The organism is Gemmatimonas sp. (genome assembly GCF_027531815.1).
Taxonomy (GTDB): Bacteria; Gemmatimonadota; Gemmatimonadetes; order Gemmatimonadales; family Gemmatimonadaceae; genus Gemmatimonas.
Genome location: NZ_JAPZSK010000006.1, coordinates 178150 through 203069 on the forward strand (window position 1 = coordinate 178150; position 24920 = coordinate 203069).

Consider the following 24920-nt stretch of genomic DNA (forward strand, 5'->3'; position numbering starts at 1 on the left):
GCCGCCTCAGGCCACGTGCGCAGTGATGGCCGACGCCGCCGGGGACGCGATATGCCGCGCCATTCCGCCAGGCCATGTCTCATCGAAGATGCATACGTCGACCGCTTCGGTGTCGGCCGCCGCATCGCCGTGGGGAAAGCGCGCGACCGCCGCGCGCGCGCGACTGCTCCAGGGCTCCGCGTCGGTGCGCCGCGAGAGGCGGCTCCAACGATCCACCGCATCGCGCAGCCGGGACTGTGCGGCGAGCAGCACGCCATCCATCCAGATGGCCTGGGGATGGTCAGCGTCGTGGCGCAGCACCCGATTCACCGCTACGCGCGCATCGGTGTGCCGTTCCTCGGCCAACAGCACCTCGGCCAGCAATGCGAGCGCGTCGAGGTCGGTGGGTATGGCCATGAGGTGTTCCACCAGTACCGACCGCGCGTCTGGGAGACGGCGTGCGTCGCGATGTACGCGTGCCAGCTCGACGACGGCGTCGGGCCAGCCGGGCGCGGCGGCGAGCGCCGCCACCAGCTCGAGACGTGCGGCAAGCAGATCGCCGCGGTCACGCAGCAGACGTGCGATCGCCACCCGTGGTGTGGGGCGCATGGGGTCGTGCGCGAGCGCGCGACGATAAAAGCCGAGCGCGAGCGGTTCGTCACGCAGACGCACCGACACATCACCAGCGTAATGCAAAAGCGCCGGACTGGCCACGTCGCGCCGCAGCACGCGAAGCAGCGCGCTCCGTGCTTCGTCGCGATAGGCCGTATCGTCGTATGCCGTGAGGGAGGCCGCCAGCAGCACGAGGACGTCGACGCTGTCGTTCACCTGGCGCGACAGACGGCGCAGCAATGACAGTGCGCCCGCCTCGCGACGCAGCAGACACTCGGAGCGTGCCTCCCCCAGCGCGGCGCGTATCCAGAGCGCGCGCCAGACGGCGCGCTCATCCGACGACGCCGATGCCTCGGCCGCGTCTGCATCGGGGGCGAGGGCCGTCTCCAGCAGGTCACGCGCCGCGCGATAGCGCTCCACCGCTTCGCCGTGCAGGATACGCACGGCATAGTCGTCGGCCGCTTCGCAGTGACGACGGGCACGTTCGCCCACCGGCGGCAGCGCGGGCGTGTGGTGCGGCCGTTCCGGGAGCAGCGCGTCGACCTCGCGGTCGCCGATCGCCACGCCCACCAGCGGCGTGCCGCCCACCAGGCTCAGCAGATCCACCGGGCCCACGGCGTCGGGGCACTCGCGCTGCAGATCGATTCCCACCGTGAGGCGGTCCTCCTTGTGCACCGACGCCCCAGCGAGCGCGCGCTGGGTTTCGCGCACGGCGCCGTCGCCGTCGCCAAGTTGCTCGAGTACCCGGGCCAGGGCGTAGCGCGCCTCGGCGTGCGCCGGGCGCGCCTCGATGGCCTTGACCAAGGCAGCACGTGCCTCCTCGAGGCGTGCCGTTTGCGCCAGCACGCGCCCCAGCACATGCCACACCTCGGCCTCCTGTGGGTGGAACTCGGCCAGCTCGCGCAGCAGCGACAGGGCGGCCACGGCATCGTCGTGCCGGACGTACCAGCGCGCAAGGTTGAGCTGAGCCAGCACCAGGGTGGGGTCGAGCTCGGCCGCGCGCAGGAAGGCCTCGCGCGCGGCCTGCGTATCGCCACGGTCGGCGAGCGCCACGCCGAGATTGTTGTAGGCGAGGGCGTGGCGAGGATCAATACGCAGGGCCCGGCGATAGCTGTCGGCCGCACCGGCGACCTCACCGGCCTGATGCAGGGCCACGCCGTGCTCGTTCCACCCCCGCGCCGTTTCTTCCATGCCCAGCAACAGCTCGTACCGCGCACGAGCCGATGCCGAGTCGCCATCGAGCAGGTCCAGTTCGGCGAGGGCGTGTTGTACGAGTCGCACATCCTCGCCCTGGGCCAGGGCCCGTACGAATTCCACGCGCGCCTCGCGGAAGTACCCACGCTGCCGAAAAGCGAGGCCCAAGCCGTGGCGCGCGAGCGCTCCGTTGGGTTCGACGGTCATCACCCCGGCGGCGGCGGTGTCGTGATGCGCTGCCGTAGCCTCGATGACGAGATCCCCCTGCAGCGCTTCCAGCGCCGGATTGAGCTGCGCCGCACGGCGTGCGGCTTCGATAGCCGCCTCGTGATTGCCCATGTCCCCCAGCACGAACCCACGCAGCAGGTGCGCGTCAGCCTGGTCGGGGTATTCGCGCACCAGCGCCTCGAGACCAGCGAGCGCCTGTTCGTATTGCCCGCGCTGGTACAGCACCTCGGCCAGGTGGAGCCGGGCGTTGCCCACCGCTCCGGCATTGACGGCCCGCGCGAACCATCGCTGTGCCCGCCGGAGGTCGCCGGCACGCTGCTCGACGAGGCCGCGCTCGAACAGCGCCTCGGCGTCGTCGGGATCCTCGGCGATCAGCGCATCGAGCTGGTGCACGGCCGCGTCGGTACGCCCCAGGAGGCGCACGAGCTGAGCCCGTTCACGCAATGCCGCGCGGTCAGCGGGGTTGGCGGCGATGCGTGCCTCCACGACGGCGAGTCGCGCATCACATGCTCCCGGTTGCCTCGCAGCAATCTCGAGATTGCGCGCAGCGGCGCGCATGCGCGGATCGAGCTCCAGCGCCCGGAGAAACGCGTCCACCGCTTCCGCGTGGAGCCCGCGGGTGTGGTACAGCACACCGAGGTTGTTGAACGCCCCCGGATCCTGCTGATCGATGCGATCAGCGAGGGCGCGCAAGAGACCGGTGTGGGAACCGGCTGGATTCGCCTGCATGGTACCGCGACTCGCCGTCAGGCCAGGCGAATGGCGCGCAACATGACCTGCAGCGACGCCGGGTCGGGCAGCAGGAGGAAGTATCCGCGCAGCGTGAGATCGGCCTCGCGCAGCAGGAACTCACTCTCCACGCACAGCACCGAATCGGGATCGGGAGCGAATTCGCCGGCGGCGGTGGAAAGCACCGCCGCCGACATGTCGATCACGAGGGTGGGCGGCGACGGCAACAGCAGCATGCCGAGAAAATCGCTGAGGGCATTCATGTAGGCCCCGCTGAGGATGTTCCCCGTTTCCTTGATGGCCGATGACTCGAGCGCACTGAACGCGACGGAACTTCCCACGGGCCGCCGCAACATGAGCTCCGCCAACCGCATGACGGTAGGCTTGGGGAACACCAGCAACGTGCGTCCCGACAGATCGCCGAGCATGTGCATCATGACGGCCGCCACGGGCTCCTCGTGCGGCGACACCTGGGCGGGCAGTTCCTCCAGGCTCGCGAGGCAGATGGCGGGCACCTTGATCATGATGGTGCTACCGGTCATTTGCGAGAGGGCGGTGGCGGCGTGGCCAGCACCGATGTTCGCGATTTCCCGCAGCGCATCGAGCTGGATGCTCTTGAGGGGGTGGACCGGGGGAGCGGGTCGCGGCGCCGACGACGCGGTACCGCCACGGGGCATTGCCGTGGTCACGGCGCGCCCTGCGGACGCCGGCGCAACGGCTGACCCGTCGGCGCGCGCGTGGCTGATGTCGTTGTGCTGCATGATCACGTCCGCCATGAATGAGACATCCCCGTTCGCCACCGTCACACGACGCTCGGCACATCGATGATGAGTGCCGGGCTGCCGTCGCCAAGCACGGTGGCACCGCTGAACCACGGTGCCGCTCCGTGCACCACGTCGAGCGGTTTGACCACGATGTCCTGCTGGGCGACCAGTGTGTCGACCAGCAGCGCTGCGCGGCGACCGCCAGCGTCGACGATGGCGAGATGACGATCGCCCGCCGCGTCATCGTGGCGTTCGAGGGTGGACGACCGAGTGAGCCCGAAGAGTTCATCGAGCGCCACCAGCGGAACGAGGTCGTCACGAATGGTGACGGCGGGGCGCTCTGTGTGATGCACCCGCAGGGATTCGTGATACTCCGTGGCCTCGCTGACGTGGATCGCGGGGAGGGCGAAGGTGCATCCGGCCACCTCCACGAGCAGCGCGCGTGTGATGGTCAGCGAGACCGGCAGGCGTAGCGTGACCACCGTTCCGGTGCCCTCGATGGTCTCGAGCTCGAGCTGCCCACCCAGAGCGCGCACACGCGTGTTCACGACATCCACGCCCACGCCGCGTCCCGACAGGGTCGTCACGCGGCGCGCCGTGGAGAAGCCGGGATGCGCAATGATCCGCAGCAACGCGTCGTCGTCCAGCTGCTGTACCTCAGCCGCGACGAGCCCCTGCGCTCTCGCGCGCTCCAGCACCGCGTGTCGGTCGATCCCGCGTCCGTCATCCTGCACCTGAATGATCACGCTGGCGCGATCGCGCACCGCGCGCAGCGTGAGCTCACCACGCGCCGCCTTGCCGACCGCCACTCGCCCGGCCGCGTCTTCGATGCCGTGATCGAGCGCATTCCGCAGCAGGTGCAGCAGGGGATCGCCGATGGCCTCCAGCAGCGACCGATCGATCTCGATGTCCCGCCCTTCCATGGTGAAGGCCACCTCCTTGCCCAATTCGTGACTCACGTCGCGAACCAGGCGGGGAAAGCGGTCGAACACCTGCCCTACGGGCAGCAGACGCGCCTGCAGCACTTCGTCCTGGAGTGTGCTCACGAGGCGCGCGGCGTCACGCGCAGCGCGCAACACGTCGCGATCGGGGTGGTCGAGGGCCTCGATGGCGCGCAGGAGGCGATCACGGGTGATGACCAGCTCCCCGGCAAGATCCAGCAGCGTGTCGAGGCGCCGGGGGTCGATGCGCACGGTTCGTGTCGTCGCCGGCGCGACCGCACGGACCCGCTGCTGGACCGCTTGTGTGGCTCCAGCCGGCACACGCACATAGACCTGTGCCACATCGCCGGCGGCGCGCACCGCCTGCTCGAGCGCCTCATCGGTGACGTTGCTGGCCAGGACGACGCGAAAGCGGCCGTCGAACGTCTCGTCCTGCCAGCGCGGCTGCTCGGGATGCGTGCCGCGGATCTGCCCGAGTGTACCGAGCTTGGTCAGGACCAGCATGGCGCGCACGCCCTTGAGCGGGCAATCGTCCACGAGATGCACGTCGAGGTGGCGAATCGTGGCGGCGGCGGCACCGTCGACCGCCGGCCCCGGCACTGGCAGCGCGTCCTTCGTGGTGTCGGATGCCAGCGGCGTCGACACCGGCGGGCGGAGTCGCACGAGCAGGCTCCCAACCATCGCGGGCGCCGTTTCTCCCCCGCACACCACATCGGCAATCGCGGCGCGCAGCACGTCGGTGCCCTCGAAGAGCAAGGCCAGCAGCTCCGCGTGCACCGCCTCATCTCCACGTCGCACCGGCTCGCATCGCGATTCGAGGGCATGCGCGACGCGTTCGACGGTGCCATAGCCCATCGAGCCGGCCATGCCCTTGATCGTGTGCATCCCGCGAAAGAGCGTAGCCACCAGCTCGCTCGTGTCGAGCGGGCTCGCCGCGGTGCGTCCAGCCTCCTCGAGCGCCAGCAGCGTCGCGTCGAGCTCCGCCAGATGTTCGCGCGCTTCGGCCTGAAAGAGGGCCGCATAGCGCGCCGTGTCCATCAGGATGCTCCGGGTCAGGCGGCGAGTACGCGGTTCACCGCTTCCAGCACCCGACTGGGCTGGAACGGCTTGACCACGAAGTCCTTCGCGCCTGCCTGGATGGCCTCCACCACGAGCGCCTGCTGGCCCATGGCGCTGCACATGAGGATGCGGGCGTGCGGATCGTGCGAGGTGATCTCACGCACGGCATCGATGCCCCCCATGTCGGGCATCACGATGTCCATGGTGACGAGATCCGGGCGCAGGTGCTTGTACTTCTCCACGGCCTGGACACCGGTTTCGGCTTCGCCGACCACCTCGAATCCTGCCTGGGTGAGGATGTCCCCCACCATGGTGCGCATGAAGATCGCGTCGTCGCAGATCAGTACCGTCTTGCTCACCGTGTTCTCTCCTCGGCTGAATGCAGATGCCGCGCACAGAGCGCGACCGCGTCCAGGACGGTGGCGCCAGCGGGTCCGTCCGGATCTTCCGGCGCGGCCGTGCGAACATCCAGGACACGATCCACGGCAAGCCCGATCGGCCGGGCGCCGTACTGGAGGAGGACGATCGACCCCGGTGTAACGGCACGCTCTCCGGTTCGGAGCGCCTGCAGGTCCAGCACGGTGACGATGGCGCCCCGCACGTTCACGATGCCCGCCTGCAGCGGCGGAGTGCCTGGCACGGGACGGACCCCGCCGGGGCGTACGACTTCACGTACCTGGGTCACGGGGATGCCGAAGACCGCCTCTCCGGAGGTCACGACCAGCCACTGCGGCCGGGCCTCTTCCACGCGCTCCACGCCCTCCACGCCCTCCACGGCGTCAGTCGGCGGTGTGTCGGGCAGCGGGGGGGTCGTCGGTGGTCCGATAGAATCCGAAGACATCGAGCGGGTCCTGATGCGTGGCGAGCTCCGGCATGTCGCTGAGGGTGGCCAGCGACTGACGCAGGTCGGGGGGCAGCGGCGAGCGGAGATCGATCACGTTGCCGGAGACGGGGTGCTTGAAGCGAAGCCAGGCGGCGTGGAGGAAGTGACGACGCGGCGGCAGCGCGGCCAGCTTGCGCCCGCCGCCACCGCCGTAGACATCGTCGCCGATCACCGGGTGCCCCACGCTCGACAGGTGGACGCGGATCTGGTGGGTGCGTCCACTGTGCAGGTGGGCGCGCAACAGGTCCACACTGTCGAAGCGCGCCAGCCGGATGAAATCCGTACGGGCTGCCTTCCCCCCGGGGACGACTGCCATGCGGGTTCGGTCTCGCGGATCCCGCGCGAGGGGCTGGTCGACGGTGAGGGTATCGCCACTGAGATGCCCCCAACAGACCGCGACGTAGCGGCGCGTGACCTGCCGGGCGGCGAGGGCGGTACTGAGGATGCGGTGGGAGGCATCGGTCTTCGCCACGACCAGCAATCCCGAGGTGTCCTTGTCGAGGCGGTGCACCAATCCCGCCCGGTCTTCCCCACCCCCTTCCGCCAGCGGCTCGCCCCGTCCGACCAGCGCATTCACGAGGGTACCCGACCAGTTGCCCGGAGCGGGGTGCACGACCATGCCGGCCGGCTTGTTCACCACGAGGAGATGCTCGTCCTCGAACACGATATCGAGCGGGATCTGCTCGGGGACGATATCGCGGCCGGGCGGCGGCGGCACCACCACGCCAATGCGATCCCCCTCTTCGGTGCGATAGCTGGCCTTGGCTCGCGTCCCATTCACGAGCACGTGGCCGTTGGCGATCAGCGTGGCTGCCTGCGTGCGCGACACCCCGGCGCTCCGCGCCACGAGCAGATCGAGCCGCTCACCGGTGTCGTCGTGAACCGTGACCTGGAAGGTGCGCTCCGCGCTCACGCCGCGGGGCCATCGGGGGTCGGCTGCTGTGCCTTCGCCGCCGACTGGAGCGCCTGATCTTCCTGCCAGAGGGCAATGACCAGGCACGCTGCCCCGATGGTGACGGCGGTGTCGGCCACGTTGAAGGTCCAGAAGCGCGTTGTGCCGATCCCGATGTCGATGAAGTCCACGACGCCCTCGCGCAGGCGGATGCGATCGAGCAGGTTGCCGATGGCGCCCCCCACGATGACGGGTACGCCGAAGGTAGCCAGACGCGAGGTCCGCGTGAGATCACTGGTGGCCCGCAGCAGCACGACGACGATGCAGATGCTGAGCACGGCGAAGATCCACCGCGATCCGGGGCCCAGATGCATGCCGAACGCGGCGCCGGGATTGTACGAGAGCGTGAAGCGCACCACATCGCCGATGATGCGATGCGGCATGTGCCGCGGCACCAGGTGTTCGACCGCGAGCGCCTTGGTGACGAAGTCAGCCGCCACCGTAACGGCCACGATGATCCAGAACGGGACGGTGGTGGACGCGGCGGGGCGGTCGCTGAGTGCCACGTGCGCGGCGGCCGTGCGCGCGGCGGATGGCCGAGTGTTCGACGCCATGATTACGGAGCGAGGTCGCGTGAATCGGTGGGCGACGGCGTGGCCGCCTCGCCGGCGGCGGCCTGCGCCGCCAGCTCGCGACGCTCTTCCTGCCACAGCACGAGGGCCAGGAGGAACGCGCCGCTGCTCACCGCGATGTCGGCGATGTTGAAGGTCGGCCACCGGTGCACGCCGAACCCGATATCGAGGAAATCCACCACCCCGTACTCGGAACGAATGCGATCGATCACGTTGCCCACGGCACCGGCCGCCACCAGCGCGATAGCCAGCACGCGCCGGTAATCGTCATTCTCGGTGTGCTGGTACAGACGGCCCAGAATGACGAGCGCCCCGGCGGTGAGGCCCATGAAGAGCCAGCGCGAATACGGACCGAGGTGCAGCCCGAAGGCCGCCCCCGGATTGTAGACGAGCGCGAAGCGGAACCACTCGCCGAAGACCGGCCGAGGGGTCGCCGCCAACGTCGCCTCGGCCACCAGTTTGGTGATCTGATCCAGCAGGACGATGACGACAAAAACGGGAATCGCGAGAATCGCCTTCACGTCATCCCTTCTTGGAGTCTTCCTCGCGCTGCTTGCACGCGATGCAATAACGGGCATTCGGCAGCGCATCGAGACGCTCGAAGGCAATGTCCTCGCCACACTGGTGACACTTGCCGAAGGTCTCCGGGGCCTTGTACAGGCGGCGGAGCGCCTGATCGATGTGCCACAGGAAGCGCCCTTCCTTGGAGGCGAAGAGGAACGCCTTTTCCCGCTCCATCGCGTCAGTGCCCTGATCGGCCATGTGGAAGGAGTAGGCGCTGCTGTCCCCCTCTGACGCCTCGCCGTTGGGGCCAAGGGTGTCGCTGTGATGGCCGAGCTCCTTGAGCACACGCTTGCGTTCCTCGAGCAGTCGCTTCTCGAAGTGCTGCAGCTGCTTCTTGGGCATCGCCTTGGGCTTCTTGGCGTCCTTCGTCGACGCGGTCTTCGATTCGGCCATCACGACTGTTCCCTGGTGAGTGCAAGCTGCAGCGGCCGTCCATCGACGTCGCCCGCCTGCGTTGCGGTCCACATGGCGCCGTCTCCCGGGCCGGAGAATGGCGATCCCACCTCTCGACCGAGCAGCAATCGCACGGCGAGCACTTCGTCGGCGATGCGGCTGCGATGGGCGGCCACGGCGCTTTCCAGCTCCTCGTCCCCGGCAACGGCGAGCGTGATGCGATCACTCACCTCGAGCTGCGATTCCTTGCGGAGCCGCTGCACCCGGCTGATGACCTCCCGCGCCAGCCCCTCGGCGCGCAGTTCCGGCGTAATGGTGGGATCGAGCGCGACCCCATAGCCGCCGTTTTCCTGCACCACCGCTGCCCCTGACGCGCGCCGGATGATGGCGACGTCGTCCGGGGCAATCAAGCGCTCGGCGTTGGCGACCGTGATGGTGACCGGGTTTCCGGCCGCCAGCTGGCGCAGCTGGTCGGCCGGCAGACCGGCCACGGCCTCGGCGACCTGCGGCGTCTCCTTGCCGAACTTCTTGCCCAGGGTGCGGAAGTTCGCCTTCGCCTCGAGCGCAACGAGCGCATCGGTGGAGGTGACAAACTCCACGTGCTTCACATTCAGCTCCGATGCCAGCAGTCCGCCGAGGGTGGCGACCAGGGTGGCGTCGCCCGGCACGACACATTGCATGGACGGCAGCGGTTGGCGCACCTTCACGTCGGCCACGTCACGCGCCGCATGGGCAAGTCCGGCGAGGGTGCGCAGGTCGTCCATGGCCGTTTCGAGCGCGTCATCGACAGGTGTGGGCTGCTCCCGCGTGAACGGCGCGAGATGCACCGAGGTACCCGTGAGATGGCGGTGCACGGCGTCGGTCATGAACGGTGCGAAGGGCGCGAGCAGCCGACAGGTCACCACCAGTACCTCGTGCAGCGTGGCGAAGGCGGCCCGGTTGTCTGCGCTGTCCACCTCGTAGAAGCGGGCACGACTCTGCCGGACGTACCACTTGGATACGTCGTCGTCCATGAACTGCATGACCCGACGGGCCGCCAGTGTGGCGTCGTACTGGTCGAGGTGCTGATTCACCTCGCGTTCTACGCGGGTGAGTCGCGAAAGGATCCAGCGATCGAGTGCCGGGCGCTCCGATACCGACGGGTCGGCGGCACCGGGGTGCCACCCGAAGTTGGCGTATTGCGCGAAGATCCCGTTGTAGACATTGCGGAAGGTGAGCAGGAAGCGGCCGGCCGTTTCGCGAATGGCGTTCTCGTCGAAGCGGCGCGGCACCCACACCTGGCTGGAGGCCACGAGGAACAGGCGTACGGCGTCGGCCCCGTGCCGCTCCATGACGTCCCACGGATTCACCACGTTGCCCTTCGACTTGGACATCTTCTGGCCGTTCGCGTCGAGCACCAGGTCGTTGACCACCACATGACGATACGGGGCGGCCTGATCGTTCGCGTTGTGCGGCAGGGCATCGCCCAGCGTGGTGGCGATGGCGAGCAGCGAGTAGAACCAGCCCCGCGTCTGGTCGACCCCTTCGCAGATGAAGTCGGCGGGATACTGCGCCGCCACCACCTCCCGGTTCTCGAAGGGATAGTGCCACTGCGCGAAGGGCATGGAGCCGGAGTCGAACCAGGTGTCGATCACCTCCGGCACCCGGCGCATGGTCCCGGTACCACTCCGTGCAGGCCAGGTGTACTGGTCGATATGCGGCTTGTGCGGATCGAAGTCGTCGGGGAGGGGCCGTCCGATGCGCGCCGCGAGATCGGCATAGCTGCCGATGACCTCGATCTCGGCGGGATCCTCGTCGTTGACCCACACGGGCAGCGGCGTCCCCCAGTAGCGATCGCGCGAGATGGCCCAGTCCACGTTGTTGGCCAGCCACTCGCCGAAGCGGCCGGTCCCCACCTCACTGGGATTCCAGTTCACGTGGCCGTTACGCTGCAGCAGCGCGTCGCGCACGGCGGTGGTACGCACGAACCACGACCCGCGCGCGTAGTAGAGCAGCGGGGTGCCGCAGCGCCAGCAGTGGGGGTACGCGTGCACGAAGGTCGTGGCCTTCCAGAGCACGTCGCGCTCCTTGAGCACCTCCAGGATACGCGCATCCGCCTTCTTCACGAACTGGCCGGCCACTTCGGGGACGCCTTCGACGAATTCCCCGCGGACGTTGACCGGCTGCACGAAGGCGAGCCCGTGCCGCTGACCGGCGGCGTAGTCGTCGGCGCCAAACGCCGGCGCCATGTGCACCACCCCCGAGCCGTCCTCGGCGGAGACGAACTCCTCGGGCACGATGATCTCGTGATTGCCCTGCTCCGGGTACGGCACCCAGTCGAGTGGGCGACGATAGCGGCGACCGGCGAGTTCACGACCCGTCATGGTGCCCACCACATCCCAGCGATCGGCCCAGTCGGCGCCCAGTACCCCCGGAACCCGGGCCTCCGCCAGAATGATCGTCCAGTCGGCGCCGGTCTTCTTGCGGAGTTCCGCGTACACCAGCTCCGGGTGCACCGCGAGCGCGGTGTTGGAGACGAGCGTCCATGGTGTGGTGGTCCACACCAGAATCCGGCGGCGCATCGCGGGCGCGTTGCCATTGGCATCGAGCAGGTCGAGCGCCACGTACACGCTCGGGTCCTCCACGTCGTCGTAGCCCTGGGCGACTTCATGACTGGAGAGCGCGGTGCCGCAACGCGCGCAGTACGGCAGGATCTTGTGGCCGCGCGTGAGCAGCCCCTTGTCGTGCATGGTGCGCAGCGCCCACCACACGCTCTCCACGAAATCGTGCGAGTAGGTGACGTAGGGATTGTCGTAGTCGAGCCAGTAGGCCGTCCGATGGGACAGCTTCTCCCATTCGCCACGGTACTTCCACACGCTCTCGCGGCAGCGGCGATTGAACTCCGCCACCCCCACCTGTTCAATGAGCTGCTTGCCGCCGAGCTTGGCGATCTCGCTGGGGTCGACGCCCTGCCGCTCCGCCTCTTCGCGCTGCAGCTCCTTCTCGACCTCGATCTCCACGGGGAGGCCGTGCGTATCCCAGCCGGCCTTGCGCGGCACGTAGAACCCCTGCATGGCGCGGTGGCGGCAGAAGAGGTCCTTGATGGTGCGCGCGAAGACGTGGTGAATGCCGGGGCGGCCGTTGGCAGTGGGCGGCCCCTCGAAAAACACGAACGGCTTTGCGTTGGCGCGCGCGGCCTGCGACGCGGCGAACAGCTGCTCGTCGTCCCATTGGGCGAGGATGCCGCGTTCGAGCGCGTCAGCGGTGGAGTCGGGGAGCAGCGGATACAGCACGGCGTCCTGCGTCATGAGCACCAATGGAGAGGAACGAAGCAGAAGGTCAGAGTCGCGCCAGCACGCCCCGCACCACGGCGGACAGCTTGGGTTCGGCGCTTCGGGCCACGGCAATGATGTCGGCGACGTGCGCCGGCTTCAGCGCGTCGGGGAGACACTGGTCGGTGATGATGGAGAGTCCCAGCACGCGCATGCCGCCGTGCACGGCCACGATGACTTCCGGCACCGTACTCATGCCCACCACATCGGCGCCGATACCGCGCAGGAAGCGATACTCGGCGCGCGTCTCGAGATTGGGGCCCTGCACCGCCACATACACGCCCTCGCGCAGCGTGATGCCGGCGGCAACGGCCACCTCGCGCGCCAAGCGTCGCAGTGCCGGGTCGTACGGCTCCGACATGTCCGGAAAGCGCGGCCCGAGCGTTTCGTCATTGGGGCCGATCAGCGGGTTGTCACCCAACAGGTTGATGTGATCGGCAAGGAGCATGAGATCACCGGGGGCCCACAGGGGATGCATGCCACCGCAGGCGTTGCTCACGATGAGGGTCTCGGCGCCCAGGGCACGCAGCACGCGAACCGGGAAGGTGACCTGCTGGAGCGAGTACCCCTCGTACGCGTGGAATCGTCCCTGCATGGCCACGACCGTCCGGCCGGCGAGCGTACCGCACAACAGACGTCCCTGGTGCGACTCGACGGTGGAGAGCGGGAAGTTGGGAAGCTGACTGTACTCGATGACCTGTTCGACGGTCATCTCGTTGGCGAGGCCCCCGAGGCCCGTGCCGAGGATGATGGCCGCTTCCACCGGTCGCGGGAATCGCTGACGGATGGCGAGGGCACACGCCTCGATGCGTTCGCCGGGGTGCACGGCGAGCGCCGGCTGCGCCGCCCCAATGGCCGTGTGCTCCGGCGTGTCGTGCAGCGGCGGCCGAGCAGCCAGAACGGACGGTGTCCCCGCGCCGTCGCTCACCTCTCCTCCTCCACGACGGCGTCGAGCCACGACGGCGTGGGCGTGATGTTGCGCGGCGGCAACTGACGCAGCTCCCGCGCGACGGGGGGCTCCGTGTCGCCGTCTGCCGTGCGTGGCAACGTGAAGTCGGGGATGGGCTCCTGCTCGACGGAGTTGATTTCCGCCAATTGCCGCTCGAGCTGATGGCGCAACTGCGAGACATACGCCCGCCGCCTGCGCCAAAGCCCCTGCAGCTCCTGCTGGGCACGCGCCACCTCGTCCCGCACCCCCGCCAGCTGGCGTTCGGCCTCCTGCTGTGCCTCGCGCACGATGAGTTGCGCTTCACGTTCGGCCTGCTCGCGAATCTCGCCGCGCAGCTGCTGGGCGCTGACGAGTGCCTCGTTCAACGCCTTGTCGCGTTCGCGAAACGACTTGAGCTGCTCGTGAAAGTTGCGCGCCTTCTGCTCGATCTCCTGGTTGACGCGCGCCAACCGTTCGAGCTCTTCCGCCACCTGATCGCGAAACTGATCGACCCGCGCGCGATCATAGCCCCGCAGCGCATTGCCGAAATCGTATCGGCGCGCGTCGAGCGACGTGAAGCGGAACCCCTGGAAGTTTTCGTCGGTCATTCGCTGTCCGGTATGCGTCAGGTCCGACTGCCGAAAAGCACGGTACCGAGGCGCACATGCGTGGCCCCTTCCTCCACGGCGATTTCGTAATCGCCGGACATCCCCATACTGAGCCACTCGGCCGGATGACCGGCCGCGCGCACCACCTCGCGCGCCGCGCGCGCGCCGGAGAACACGGCACGCAGCAGCGCCTCGTCGGCGTCGAACGGCGCCATGGTCATGACCCCGCACACCCGCAGCGACGGGAGCGCGAGCAACCGCTCGGCGGTGATGGCCACATCGGGCACGGCCACCCCGCTCTTGCTCGCCTCGCCACTCACATTCACCTGCAGCAGGACATCGAGGGTGGTGCCGACGCGGGTCGCTTCGTCGTGAAGCGCCACCGCCAGTCGCTCACTGTCGAGCCCGTGGAACAGTGCGAAGCGCAGCGCATGGCGCGCCTTGTTGCGTTGCAGATGACCAATCAGGTGCCAGCGCACCGGTACGGTAACCTGCGCCATCTTGCCTTCCGCTTCCTGCACGCGGTTCTCGCCTACGTCGGTGATCCCGGCGTCCCACACCGCTTCAACCGCTTCTGGCCCGTGGGTCTTGGTGACCGCGACCAATGTGACGTCCTGCCCGTGTCCGCCGCGCGAACGCGCGTCGTTGATGCGCGCACGCACCTCCGCCACCGCGTTCCGAACGGCCTCTGGCCGCAGCGCCGTCACGTGCTCGGAAATTGGCATAGCACATAAGGTTAGACACCGTTGCACCCCGACACAAGTAACGTGTCGGTGGGTGTCGTCAGCAGCGTGCAGCGCAGCAGTTCCTGCGCGGCATGTGCCGCCGGATCGGCGTCTGCCGGGAGTACATCCAGCGCGCCGACGGGGAGCAGATCGCGGCTCGTGCGCAGGGCCCGCAGGTCGAGCGTGGTGCGACCCGCCGGCGCGATGCTGTCGGGCGCGTACACCAGCCCCTGCAGCGCCCACCCACTCCCCGGATCGAGGCGGCGTCGGTCGGTGGCGGCGAGCAGTGTGCTCACCCGCACGGGACGTCGCGCCCGGCTGGCGCTCTGCATGACGGAGCGAAGCGCCGCGCCACTCCCCGGCCAGCGCTCCACGGCGCCGTCATCCAGCAGCCGCTGCGCCGCCAGCTGCGCACGGTACCACGTGGCGCCGAGCAATGGCACCGTGACCACGGCCACGTCCGTGCGATACTCCTCGACCTGCTGCAGATACCAGAGGGGAAAACTGTCGTTGTCGCCTGCCGTGACCAGCACCCCGGCGGGCGGCACCGCGTCCAGCAACAGCCGGGCGTACGTGCGTGGCAACGACGACACGGGCTCCCGCGTGCGGTCGGTCACCGGGCGGTTGGCCAGAACCGGCACGAGCGCCAGCACGAACGGCAGCACCGCCACCGGTGCCGGCAGTCGCCGGGCGAGACTGGCGGCCAACGCCACCACACCGGCAGCCGCCAGCACCCCCCACGCCCAGAAGGCGAGGACGAAAAAGTAGTCCCGTTCGCGGGCCTCGTGCGGTGCGCCGTCGGGCAGCACGCCGATACCGAACGTGGGCCCTGCCCGAAGGTTGAGCCACACGGCCACGCCGAGCGTGGCGGAGGCGAGGAGCACGGCCAGGCCGCGCCCGAGGCGGGCATCGAAGCGCCAGACGCGGCGCAATCCCAATGCAGCCAGCCACACCCAACAGAGACTGAGCGCCGTACGACCGAACGCCGCCGTGGGCAACGGGTGGGCGCCAAACGCCACTTGCCAGTCGGCCCACTGGAAGACGTTGGCCACCTGCAGCCAGAGCGGCGCCTGGCGCGGCCACAACCCGGCCACCTGGTACTGCTCGCGCCGGAGCACGGCGAGGAGCGCCCGCCAGGTCTCGGGGTTGCCACTATCGAGTGCCGGGTTGCGCACCGACAGCAGCGGCAGCAGCGCCACCGCGGAGAAGCCGAGGAGAAAAAGGGCCAGCCAACTGGCCACCTCGCGCCGCGTGGGGCGGGCGCCACGCCACGCCAGCACGATCGCTGCGGGGAGCGCGACCAGCAGCGACAGATGCAGCGGCACGGCCAGCCCGGCGAGAAAGGCCACGAGGGCGCGGCCACGGGCGCGCTGCCCGTTGCTGCTGCCGTGGCGGCCGGCGAACTCGCCAGCGGCGAGCATGGCGACGCTGGCGAGCATGGTGACCGCGTACACCTCGGCTTCGGTCGCGGTGTTCCACACGCTGAACATCGTGCCGGCCATCACGGCGCCTACCACGGCGCCACGGGCCCCCAGCGCCCGGGCCATCATCCAGGCCGTGAGACCGCCGGTGAGCGCTGCCGCCCATACGGAAAGCAGCGTGACCGCCCGCGGCGGTGCGGTGCCGGCGAACAGGCGGGTGGCGACGTTGGCGAGTACCACCCAGAGCGGTGTACCCGGCGGGTGCGGCACGCCGAGGGTGTGCGCCGCCGCCATGAACTCGGTGGCATCCCAGAACGTGAGATCCGGGGCGGCCGTGCTCAGGTACAGCCCCAAAAGCACCATCGTCGCCACGACTGCGGCGACGATGGATGAGGGGAGCTGGATTCGAGCCGGGGGACTCAAGCCGGCGCGCGCATCAGGCCGGGGCGACTTCGGGGCCACCCAGCAGCGGTGGCGTAATGGGACGCGGCGCGGCCACCGGTTGCGTCGCCAGGGGTGCCGGTGCCGAGGGGAAGTCGGGCCCGCTGCGCGGCGGTAGCGGCTTGCCCTCCTTGAGCACGAGAATGTCGTCGCGCGTGAGCGTCTCGCGCTCGAGCAGGCTGTGCGCAACGGCATCGAGGAGCGTACGATGCTCCGTCAGCACGGCCACGGCTCGCGCGTGCGCTTCGAACGCCACGCGCTTGACCTCGCCGTCCACCAGCTGCGCCGTCTGCTCGGAGACCTCGCGGCGCGACTGGATCTCGCGACCCAGGAAGAGCTCCTGCTCGTTGTCCCCCACGAGGATGGGCCCGATCGTGTCGGAGAGCCCCCACTGCGTGACGTAGCGCCGCGCGATGTTGGTGGCCTGCTGAATGTCGCTGGCCGCCCCGGTCGTCACGCGATTGTGGCCGAAGACGATTTCTTCGGCTGCCCGTCCGCCATAGGCCATGACCAGTCGCGCCTCGAGCTGTTCACGCGTCACGGAAACGCGATCGTCCTCCGGCAGCGTGAAGGCAATGCCCAGTGCCCGGCCGCGCGGCACGATGGTGACCTTGTGCAGCGGATCGTTGCCCGGGACCATCATGGCGCACACGGCGTGGCCCGCCTCGTGGAACGCGGTGAGGCGTCGCTCCTCTTCCTTCATGACGAGCGACTTGCGCTCGGCTCCCAGCATGACGCGATCCTTCGCTTCCTCGAGATCGCTCATGTAGATCTTGTCGTGATTCTTGCGGGCGGCGAGCAGCGCCCCTTCGTTGACCAGGTTGGCAAGATCGGCACCCGCCATGCCCGGCGTCCCGCGCGCGAGCGAGGTCACGCTCACATCTTCGGCGATGGGCTTGTTGCGCAGGTGCACCTTGAGGATGCCTTCGCGGCCACGGAGGTCGGGGGCATCGACGACGATCTGGCGATCGAAGCGGCCCGGGCGCAGCAGCGCGGGATCGAGCACGTCGGGGCGGTTGGTGGCGGCGATGAGAATGACGCCGTCGTTGGACTCGAACCCGTCCATTTCCACGAGGAGCTGATTGAGCGTCTGCTCGCGCTCATCGTGACCGCCGCCGAGGCCGGCGCCGCGGTGCCGGCCCACAGCATCGATCTCGTCGATGAAGATGATGCACGGCGCATGCGCCTTGCCCTGTTCGAACAGATCACGGACGCGCGACGCGCCCACGCCCACGAACATCTCGACGAAGTCGGATCCGGACATGCTGAAGAACGGCCGCCCCGCCTCGCCGGCGACCGCCTTGGCCAGCAGCGTCTTGCCCGTGCCCGGCGGACCCACCAGCAGTGCTCCCTTGGGGAGGCGACCCCCCAGCTTGGTGAACTTCTGGGGATCCTTGAGGAACTCAATGATCTCCTGCAGTTCGACCTTGGCTTCGTCAGCGCCGGCCACGTCGGCAAACGTCACCTTGGGGGTGTCACCGCTGAGCAGCTTCGCCTTGCTCTTGCCGAACGAGAAGGCCTTGTTGCCGCCCGCCTGCATCTGGCGGAAGAGGAAGATCCAGAAGCCGATGAGCAGCAGGTACGGCAGCATGGTGATGAGCAGGCTGCCGAAGTTTGCCCGCGGCTCCGTCGTGGCGGTCTTCACGCCCGCCTTGTACAGGTCTTCCTGCTCCTTGGGAGCGGACCCCTGCACCAGCCGCACGGTGAACCGCTTGGCCGGCCGGTTGGAGACCCGGACCTCCTGGTTGAACTGCCCCGTCAGGACATTGTCGGTGAACGTGGCCTGCTTGATGTTGCCGGCAGCCAGCTGCTGGCGGTAATCGGAGTAGCCGATTTCCGGCGCGGCCGCCTCGCGGCCGTTCCCGTACGACAGGAACGCCACCGGAATGAGGAAGACGATGATCCAGAACGCGGCCGACTTGGAATACCGCGCCCAGTTGGTGGGCTTCTTTGGCGAGGGCGTCATGTTTGGTGCCATGGGATAACCGCCTTACTGCAGGCTGGCCACGTACGGCAGGTGCCGAAAATTCTCGGCGTGATCCAAGCCGTACCCGACCAGAAATTCGTGCGGAGCATCGAACCCGATGAACCGCGTGGGATGGTGGAGCTCCGTCGCGATGTGCTTGTGCAACAGCGCGCAGATTTCCAGGGACGTGGGTTTCCGCTCCCCAAGCAGCTCGATGAGCCGATTGAGCGTGCGGCCGGAGTCCACGATGTCCTCGACGAGAAGAATGTGTTTGCCTTCCAATTCCGTTTCCGGATCGTAGAGCAGACGCACTACGCCACTCGATTCCATGGCGTCGCCGTACGACGAGGCCACCAGGAAGTCCACCTGCAGCGGCCGGGCAATGTGCCGCACGAGATCGCTCAGGAAGATGAAGCTGCCCTTGAGCAGCCCCAACACCAGGAGCTCCCCGTCGGGGTACGCTGCTGTAATGGCGGCTCCCAGCTCGCGCACGCGCGCATCGATCGCCGCCGCATCGTAGACGATACGCCGCACGGCGCGCCCGTCGAGACGGGGATCCGCGGTTACCCCGGACAGCGGTGCCCCAGAATGCTCAGTCAAACTCGCGCTCACACCGGTACCAGATCAGTTCCGGCCTCCCGGGCCGGGACGGTGCCGCAAGACCGCGGCAAACGCCGGGAACCCACATCGGTTCGCCAGCGGCCAACATGACGGGCCACGTGGGACGATCGAGCACGGGAACCCGCGACTCCGTAAAGTACCGGGTTACCCGTCTCCCTGCTGGTGCTCCGGCGGTACGAATGCGATCACCGGGCTGCCAGGGTCGTACGGTAACGGACGTCCCGGCGGGCAAACCGATGCACCACGCATCCGTGGCCAACGGCTCCACGCCAAGACGACGAATGCGCCACCGCCCGAACCGGGGCGGCAGCGCATCGACCGAGCCGGCGAACACCGGCCACCCCGAGTCACGACCGGCAGCGCGACGCACTTCGAAGATGTCGCTCCGCCCGTCCCGACGCCGGGCAATCGTGGCCCCGCCGGCGAGCCTGATGTGCGCCCCACGGCGGTCCGACATGGTAAACCGCACGGCCGCACGGGTTCCGTTGGCGTCCAGGGTGACCCCGGCGCGTGCGCAGATGGCCGGCCAGAGCACCGCGCGTCCCTCGGCACTGGTGCCCTCGAGAATTCGGGCCGGTACGGTGAGCCGAGTCCGGTCGCCGGTGAGGACCAGACCGCACCCGTCGAGATACTGCTCGACCTCCCGGCGCCAGGCCGCGGCCCGCTCCCCGAGCGCCAGCATGGCCTCTCCGAAGCCGGGCGACGCCGTCTCCAGTGCGGGGAGCAGTTCGTGGCGCACCCGACCGCGGAGAAAGCGGAGCGCGGCGTTCATGGGATCGTCGAGGTACGGCAGCCCTTCGCCTTCCACCCAGCGGGCGAGCTCCTGTCGGGACACGCCCAGCCAGGGGCGCAGCACGTCGGAGGTGGCGCCGAGCGCCGCCAGCCCGCGGGCACCGCTGCCGCGCAGGGCCCGCATGACGATGGTCTCCAGCTGATCGTCGCGCGTGTGCGCGGTGGCCACGCGGGCGCGAAAGCCCTGCGCAACCCGACGGAGAAACGCCCACCGCGCGTCGCGCCACTGTGCCTCACTGCGTCCCCCCACCCGGGCCCGCTCCCGCACCACCGTCAGCCCCAGGCGGCGCGCCTGTGCCGCCACCAGGCTGGCGGCCTCGGTGGCGTAGTCCCCGGTGGCGTGGTCGTAGGTGGCCACGGCGGCAATGCGCTGCGGCGCCCACCGGGCCATAGCATGCAGCAGCGCCATGGAGTCGCGCCCTCCGGACACCGCCAGCACCAGCGGGCCGTCGACGGCCTGCAACGCCACGTCGAGGACGGCGTGCAACAGATCGCCGGGGGCGATATCGTCGGGGGGGAGGTCGTCCCGCGGGAACTCCTGCTGCTGCCGATCCATTCCGCACAAAGCGATGGGAACGGCGTGGCGTCAACCGGTACCGCGCCGAATTCGGCGCCCGGGCGGGTCCGCGCCCCCTACCCTGCCTGCCCTGGCTCGACTACAGTTGTCAGGGTCTGGCACGCCGCCATCACGTTCGACGTCGCCAATCTTTCGTCTCCGGAGACTCACAGTGGAATCACACGGCACCCTCGGCACCATCTGGGCTTCGTTCGGGATGACCGCCTACTACATGGCGCTCACCTGGATCAATATCCTGCTCGGGCTGTTCCTGTCGCCGCTGTTCGTGATTCCCCTCACGTGGCTCAAGCAGAAGCAGGGCGGCTTCGAGTCGTAAGGCGCGATCCCCCAACGCACGAACGGCCCGCTCGGAGATCGAGCGGGCCGTTTTCCTTGTGTGGCGTCGACTGACTCGAGACCAAGAACTCGAACTCACGACTGAAAACTCGAGTGGTGAGTCGAAAGTTCGAGTTGTGGGTTGTGAGTTCGAGTCCCGGGCGGCTACGCCACCCGCGGCACCCGCCCCAGCTCCGTCGCGGAGAGCACCACGGCGTCGCTCAGCGACGTCGTGCGGCCCGTGAGATCGGACAGATCGCCACCGTGGTAGGCTTCTTCGCCGTGTTCCGCGAGGTCGATGCCCTGGACTTCCACTTCCACCGGCACGCGCAACGGCATGACCGCCTGCAGCGCATACAGGATGGCCACGCTGGCGACCGCGGCGAAGGCAATGGTGGCCACCACGGCCAGCAGCTGCACGCCAATGAGTGACGGATTGCCGTGCAGCAGACCGTCGGCGCCGGCGGGGTTCACGGCCTTCGACGCAAAGACGCCCGTGAGCACGGCGCCCATGATGCCGGCCACGCCGTGGCAGGCAAAGACGTCGAGGGTGTCGTCAAGGCGTGTCTTGGGGCGGTAGTGCAGCGCCGCAAAGGAGAAGGGGGCGGCGAGCGCGCCCATGAGCAGCGCCGACAGGGGCGTCACGAAGCCCGCGGCGGGGGTGATGGTCACCAGTCCCACCACGGCGCCGGTTGCGGCGCCAACGGCCGTAGCGCGGCCGCCCTTGAACAGCTCGAGCGCCAGCCACGCGATCATCCCCGCGGCCGCCGCGGTGTGCGTGGTGACGAGCGCGTTGGCGGCGATCCCGTCGGCCGCCAGCGCCGACCCGGCGTTGAAGCCGAACCATCCGAACCAGAGCAATCCGGCGCCCAGCAGCGCAAAGGGCACGTTGTGCGGCACGTTGGGGAGGCGCTTGAAGTCCCGGCGCGGTCCAAGGAAGAGCGCCAGCACCACCGCTGTGGTCCCGGCGGAAATGTGCACGACGGTCCCGCCGGCAAAGTCCAGTGCGCCGAGCTTGCGGAGCCACCCCCCGTCTCCCCACACCCAGTGCGCCAGCGGATCATAGATGATGGTGGTCCAGATGACGCCAAACGCCAGGTAGGCGACGAACCGCATGCGGTCGATGACGGCACCGGAGAAAAGGGCCACCGTGATGCCGGCGAACATCGCCTGGAAGGCGGCGAAGAGCAGATGCGGCAGCAGCGCCGAGTACGTGGGGTTGGGGGCACCCGTCACGCCGGCAAACCCCACCCATTCGAAACCGCCGATCCAGGACGACCCCGGACCGAAGGCGAGGCTGTACCCGATAAGGACCCACTGGACCGTGACCACCCCGAGCGCCCCGAGGCTCATGAGCATGGTGTTGAGGGCGCTCTTGGTGCGCACGAGGCCGCCATAGAAGAACGCCAGCCCGGGCACCATGAGCAGCACGAGCGCCGTGCTGATGAGCACCCACGCCGTGTCACCGGCGGACACGGTGGGCGTTTCGGCCTGCGCCGCGGAGAGAAGCGGGAGCAGCATGCTCGGTGACGACATTCAGCGAGACTCCCGCGTGGGCACGCGCATTTCGAGTTGTGTTTGCCGCATGACTTCGTCGGCGTTCACCGCCGTCAGCGCGTCGTTGTCGCTCTCGCCGGTGCGGATGCGCACGGTTCGCTCGAGCGGTAGCACGAAGATCTTGCCGTCTCCCACCTCGCCGGTGCGGGCGCCGTCGCAGATGGCCTGAATGGTGCGCTCCACGAACTCTTCGGAGCAGGCCATCTCGATACGCACCTTCTCGTGAAACTCCAGCACCACGGACTCGCCGCGATACTGCTGCACCACGTCGCGCTCACCGCCGTGCCCGCTGACCCGGGAGAGCGTCATTCCGGTCACGCCAACCTGGAATAGCGCACGTTTCACGTCGGCCAGCTTTTCCGGACGGAGCACGGCAACGATGAGCTTCACGAAAACTCCGGGCAGAATGGAACCGTGGGCAGCAGGCGCATGCACACGACTTTGTGCCAATTCTGCACGAACGACAATACAGCAGCCATTGTTTCCGCCCAAATCATTGAACACCGAAACAACCGACGTGCATTTCGTGCACGGAACAGGTCCAGCACGATCATCAGGCGCCACCAACCCGAGCAGATGCCGTAGCATTCAGGAACGCCCACCACGACCAACCCGGCCGAAGGCGCCTTGCGGAAGGCGTCTGGCCGAAGACGGCTATGCCGGCAGCGACTCGAACGATCGCCCGCGCCATGCCTTCGGGCGTCGTGCCGTACTCAGCGTAAGCCGCCAGGCGGCCCCGAGGTCGGCCAGCCACGAGAGCCAGAACGTGACGCCACGCTCGGCATAGCTGCCACGCAGCGCCCACAGCATGAACAGGCGGATGAACAGTGCCGACCCGTTCACCAGCAGCAGTGCCTTCCACAGCATGGCGTTGGGGGCATTGGTGAGGGCGATCGTTCCCGTGGCAATCAGCGCGCCGAGCACGAGCAGGATGGGCAGGGGAAGCCCCTGCACCGCCCACACCAGCGCCACGTCGAGCCACCGGCGCCACATGGGTGTGGCGTCCTTGAGGTCGAAGCTGCGCCCCCACTCGCGCCACATTTCGCCCAGCGAGGCGTACGAGCGCACCTGGATGATCTGCGAGCCATCGAGGAAGCCAACGCGCGCGCCGTTGGCGGCGAGGTGCCGCGCCAGCGTCACGTCATCGCACCACGACGTGCGGGCACACGAATAGCCCCCGTGGGCCAGCAGCAGGTCGCGGCGCGCAACGAAGCATTGCCCGTTGGCCAGCACCCGATCGGGGGGCGGCTGGGTGGCGCCCGCCGCACCGCAGCGGTACACCAGCGTGGTGAGCATGGCCGGCTGCACGAAGCGCTCGGCCGGCGTCTGGTCGCGGAACTGTGGGGAGAAGCTGGCCACGTCGTAGCCGTCCTGCTCCACCGCGTCGATGACCGCGCCCACGAGCCCCGGCGCCGGCACGGTGTCGGCGTCGATGCCGAGCACCCAGTCGCCCTTGGCTTCGCGCAGACCGTTCTCGAGCGCCCACACCTTGCCCACCCACCCCGGCGGCAGCGGGTCATCGGTGACCAGACGAATGCGCGGGTCCTTGCGTGCCGCCGCCTCCACGAGCTCGCGGGTGCCGTCGGTAGACCGGCTGTCCACCACCAGCACTTCGAGCAGTGGGGCGTCCTGCTGCATGAGCCCTTCGAGGCACGGGCCCACCCGCTTGGCCTCGTTGAGCGTCGTGACCATCACGGTGACCGTGGTGTCGCTACGCGGCGTACGGCGGGGCGCGATGGGCGGCCGACGCGAGTAGCCCGGGGCCAACCGCGCCAGCAGCACGAACAGGAGCCACACCTGCAGCCCCAGCAGGACCACGCCGATCAGGCGCCCCGCGTCGGCAAAGACCATGGGCAACGTCATCGACCCTCCCGGGGATCCGACGCGTGGCGCACCGCCGCACGATCGCAAATGGCAGTGGCCAAGGCCGGAAAGAGCAGCTGATGTGCGGGGACCATCGCGAACCAGTAGAGGTGGCTAAACAACCCAGGAGGCACGAAACGCCCCTCCTGCATGAACCGGGTACCTGCCCCGCCCGGTTCCGCCCGGCATTCCAGCCAGACGTATCCGGGGAGCCACGTCTCTGCCCGCAGCAGCAGGCCTCGTGACGGGTCGAAGGCGTCCGTCCGGCACCCATCGACCACCGCTCCAACATACCGGGTGGCAGACTCCTCCTGTGGCTCCGGCCGGCCGCGCAGGCCCAGTCCATCCACACCGCGAAGGTGGCGACTTGTCGCCCCAGGGGGTAGCCTCTCTCCATCGTTGACGCCCCCTTTCCTGCTCCCCGTGTCTCGCGCCAATCCCTCCCCCGGTCGCCAGTTGCTGTCCAACTGGGACCGCCTGCACCGCCTCCCGCTCGGCAAGCGGTTGTTCAGCTGGGCCGTGGGCTACACGGCGCCGTACACCGGCACGGTGGGTGGCGTCTACACCGATGTTCGCCCGGGTTTTGCCCGCGTCGTGCTGCGCGACCGGCGTGCCGTGCGCAACCACTTGGCGTCGGTCCACGCTGTGGCGCTCGTGAACCTCGCCGAAATGGCAAGCGGCGTGGCGCTCATGACGGCGCTGCCGCCCGGGGTTCGTGGCATCGTGACGGGGCTGTCGATCGAGTATCGCAAGAAGGCCCGCGGCCGCCTGACCTGCGAATGCGAGGCGGCGGTGCCGTCTGCCGTGTCGCCCGGCATGCCCGCGAGCGTGACACACGATGTACACGCCGCCATCGCCGACAGCGCCGGGGACGTGGTGGCCGTGGCCACCGTGCACTGGCGCCTGTCTCCCCCTTCCGCGTGAC

General features: G+C 68.7%; 22 protein-coding genes. 2 read left to right on the plus strand and 20 right to left on the minus strand.

Annotation, left to right across the window (positions count from 1 at the left end):
- Window positions 1–6: 6 nt before the first annotated feature.
- The 17 genes from O9271_RS08355 to tilS all read right to left on the minus strand — a co-directional run bounded on the left by O9271_RS08355 (window position 7) and on the right by tilS (window position 20239).
- Entirely contained in the window at window positions 7–2742 is a 2736-nt protein-coding gene (locus tag O9271_RS08355; RefSeq protein ID WP_298268233.1) for a tetratricopeptide repeat protein, read from the minus strand.
- A gap of 17 nt (window positions 2743–2759) precedes the next feature.
- The gene (locus O9271_RS08360) at window positions 2760–3518 is read right to left on the minus strand and encodes a chemotaxis protein CheC (protein ID WP_298268235.1); all 759 of its coding nucleotides are present in this window, start codon (window positions 3516–3518) and stop codon (window positions 2760–2762) included.
- 26 nt (window positions 3519–3544) lie between these two features.
- Window positions 3545–5485, minus strand: coding sequence for a chemotaxis protein CheA (locus tag O9271_RS08365; protein WP_298268237.1), 1941 nt, complete (start codon window positions 5483–5485; stop codon window positions 3545–3547).
- 14 nt (window positions 5486–5499) lie between these two features.
- Window positions 5500–5865 carry a response regulator gene (locus O9271_RS08370; protein ID WP_298268239.1) on the minus strand — a complete coding sequence of 122 codons (366 nt, stop codon included), beginning with the start codon at window positions 5863–5865 and terminating at the stop codon, window positions 5500–5502.
- Complete coding sequence (locus O9271_RS08375) at window positions 5862–6281, minus strand: chemotaxis protein CheW (protein ID WP_298268241.1); 420 nt, start codon at window positions 6279–6281, stop codon at window positions 5862–5864. Before O9271_RS08375 ends, O9271_RS08370 begins: the two co-directional genes overlap by 4 nt.
- A 4-nt stretch (window positions 6282–6285) precedes the next feature.
- The gene (locus O9271_RS08380) at window positions 6286–7302 is read right to left on the minus strand and encodes an RluA family pseudouridine synthase (protein ID WP_298268244.1); all 1017 of its coding nucleotides are present in this window, start codon (window positions 7300–7302) and stop codon (window positions 6286–6288) included.
- Complete coding sequence (gene lspA, locus O9271_RS08385; RefSeq protein WP_298268246.1) at window positions 7299–7895, minus strand: signal peptidase II; 597 nt, start codon at window positions 7893–7895, stop codon at window positions 7299–7301. The genes O9271_RS08380 and lspA (O9271_RS08385) overlap by 4 nt, the downstream gene beginning before the upstream one ends.
- Before the next feature lie 2 nt (window positions 7896–7897).
- Window positions 7898–8434 (minus strand): signal peptidase II, encoded by a 537-nt coding sequence (gene lspA / locus O9271_RS08390; protein WP_298268248.1) that lies wholly within the window; start codon window positions 8432–8434, stop codon window positions 7898–7900.
- Between the two features lies 1 nt (window position 8435).
- A complete protein-coding gene (locus tag O9271_RS08395) occupies window positions 8436–8870 on the minus strand; it encodes a TraR/DksA C4-type zinc finger protein (RefSeq protein WP_291262703.1) in 435 nt (144 codons plus the stop codon).
- Complete coding sequence (gene ileS, locus O9271_RS08400) at window positions 8870–12157, minus strand: isoleucine--tRNA ligase (protein WP_298268250.1); 3288 nt, start codon at window positions 12155–12157, stop codon at window positions 8870–8872. Before ileS ends, O9271_RS08395 begins: the two co-directional genes overlap by 1 nt.
- A 31-nt stretch (window positions 12158–12188) precedes the next feature.
- The gene (locus O9271_RS08405) at window positions 12189–12989 is read right to left on the minus strand and encodes a purine-nucleoside phosphorylase (protein ID WP_343213888.1); all 801 of its coding nucleotides are present in this window, start codon (window positions 12987–12989) and stop codon (window positions 12189–12191) included.
- 116 nt (window positions 12990–13105) lie between these two features.
- Window positions 13106–13717, minus strand: a complete 612-nt coding sequence (locus O9271_RS08410; protein ID WP_298268254.1) for a DivIVA domain-containing protein — start codon at window positions 13715–13717, stop codon at window positions 13106–13108.
- A 17-nt stretch (window positions 13718–13734) separates the two neighbouring features.
- Window positions 13735–14442 (minus strand): YggS family pyridoxal phosphate-dependent enzyme, encoded by a 708-nt coding sequence (locus tag O9271_RS08415; RefSeq protein WP_298268256.1) that lies wholly within the window; start codon window positions 14440–14442, stop codon window positions 13735–13737.
- A gap of 11 nt (window positions 14443–14453) precedes the next feature.
- Window positions 14454–16226, minus strand: a complete 1773-nt coding sequence (locus O9271_RS08420) for a DUF2723 domain-containing protein (RefSeq protein ID WP_298269302.1) — start codon at window positions 16224–16226, stop codon at window positions 14454–14456.
- Between the two features lie 73 nt (window positions 16227–16299).
- Entirely contained in the window at window positions 16300–18270 is a 1971-nt protein-coding gene (ftsH, locus tag O9271_RS08425; RefSeq protein WP_298268258.1) for an ATP-dependent zinc metalloprotease FtsH, read from the minus strand.
- A gap of 24 nt (window positions 18271–18294) precedes the next feature.
- Window positions 18295–18870, minus strand: a complete 576-nt coding sequence (gene hpt / locus O9271_RS08430) for a hypoxanthine phosphoribosyltransferase (protein WP_298268260.1) — start codon at window positions 18868–18870, stop codon at window positions 18295–18297.
- Window positions 18863–20239 (minus strand): tRNA lysidine(34) synthetase TilS, encoded by a 1377-nt coding sequence (tilS, locus tag O9271_RS08435; RefSeq protein WP_298268262.1) that lies wholly within the window; start codon window positions 20237–20239, stop codon window positions 18863–18865. Before tilS ends, hpt begins: the two co-directional genes overlap by 8 nt.
- A 172-nt stretch (window positions 20240–20411) precedes the next feature.
- Between tilS and O9271_RS08440 the strand changes: the two genes are divergently transcribed.
- Window positions 20412–20576 (plus strand): hypothetical protein, encoded by a 165-nt coding sequence (locus tag O9271_RS08440; RefSeq protein ID WP_291262712.1) that lies wholly within the window; start codon window positions 20412–20414, stop codon window positions 20574–20576.
- A gap of 164 nt (window positions 20577–20740) precedes the next feature.
- Here O9271_RS08440 and O9271_RS08445 read toward each other — a convergent pair whose 3' ends face one another.
- From O9271_RS08445 to O9271_RS08455, 3 genes are all read right to left on the minus strand, one after another.
- Window positions 20741–22111, minus strand: a complete 1371-nt coding sequence (locus O9271_RS08445) for an ammonium transporter (protein WP_298268264.1) — start codon at window positions 22109–22111, stop codon at window positions 20741–20743.
- Window positions 22112–22522, minus strand: a complete 411-nt coding sequence (locus O9271_RS08450) for a P-II family nitrogen regulator (protein ID WP_298268266.1) — start codon at window positions 22520–22522, stop codon at window positions 22112–22114.
- Between the two features lie 264 nt (window positions 22523–22786).
- The gene (locus tag O9271_RS08455; RefSeq protein ID WP_298268267.1) at window positions 22787–23995 is read right to left on the minus strand and encodes a glycosyltransferase; all 1209 of its coding nucleotides are present in this window, start codon (window positions 23993–23995) and stop codon (window positions 22787–22789) included.
- A 399-nt stretch (window positions 23996–24394) separates the two neighbouring features.
- Here O9271_RS08455 and O9271_RS08460 point away from each other — a divergent pair, with 399 nt between their 5' ends.
- Window positions 24395–24919 (plus strand): hotdog fold domain-containing protein, encoded by a 525-nt coding sequence (locus O9271_RS08460; RefSeq protein WP_298268268.1) that lies wholly within the window; start codon window positions 24395–24397, stop codon window positions 24917–24919.
- Window position 24920: the final 1 nt, after the last annotated feature.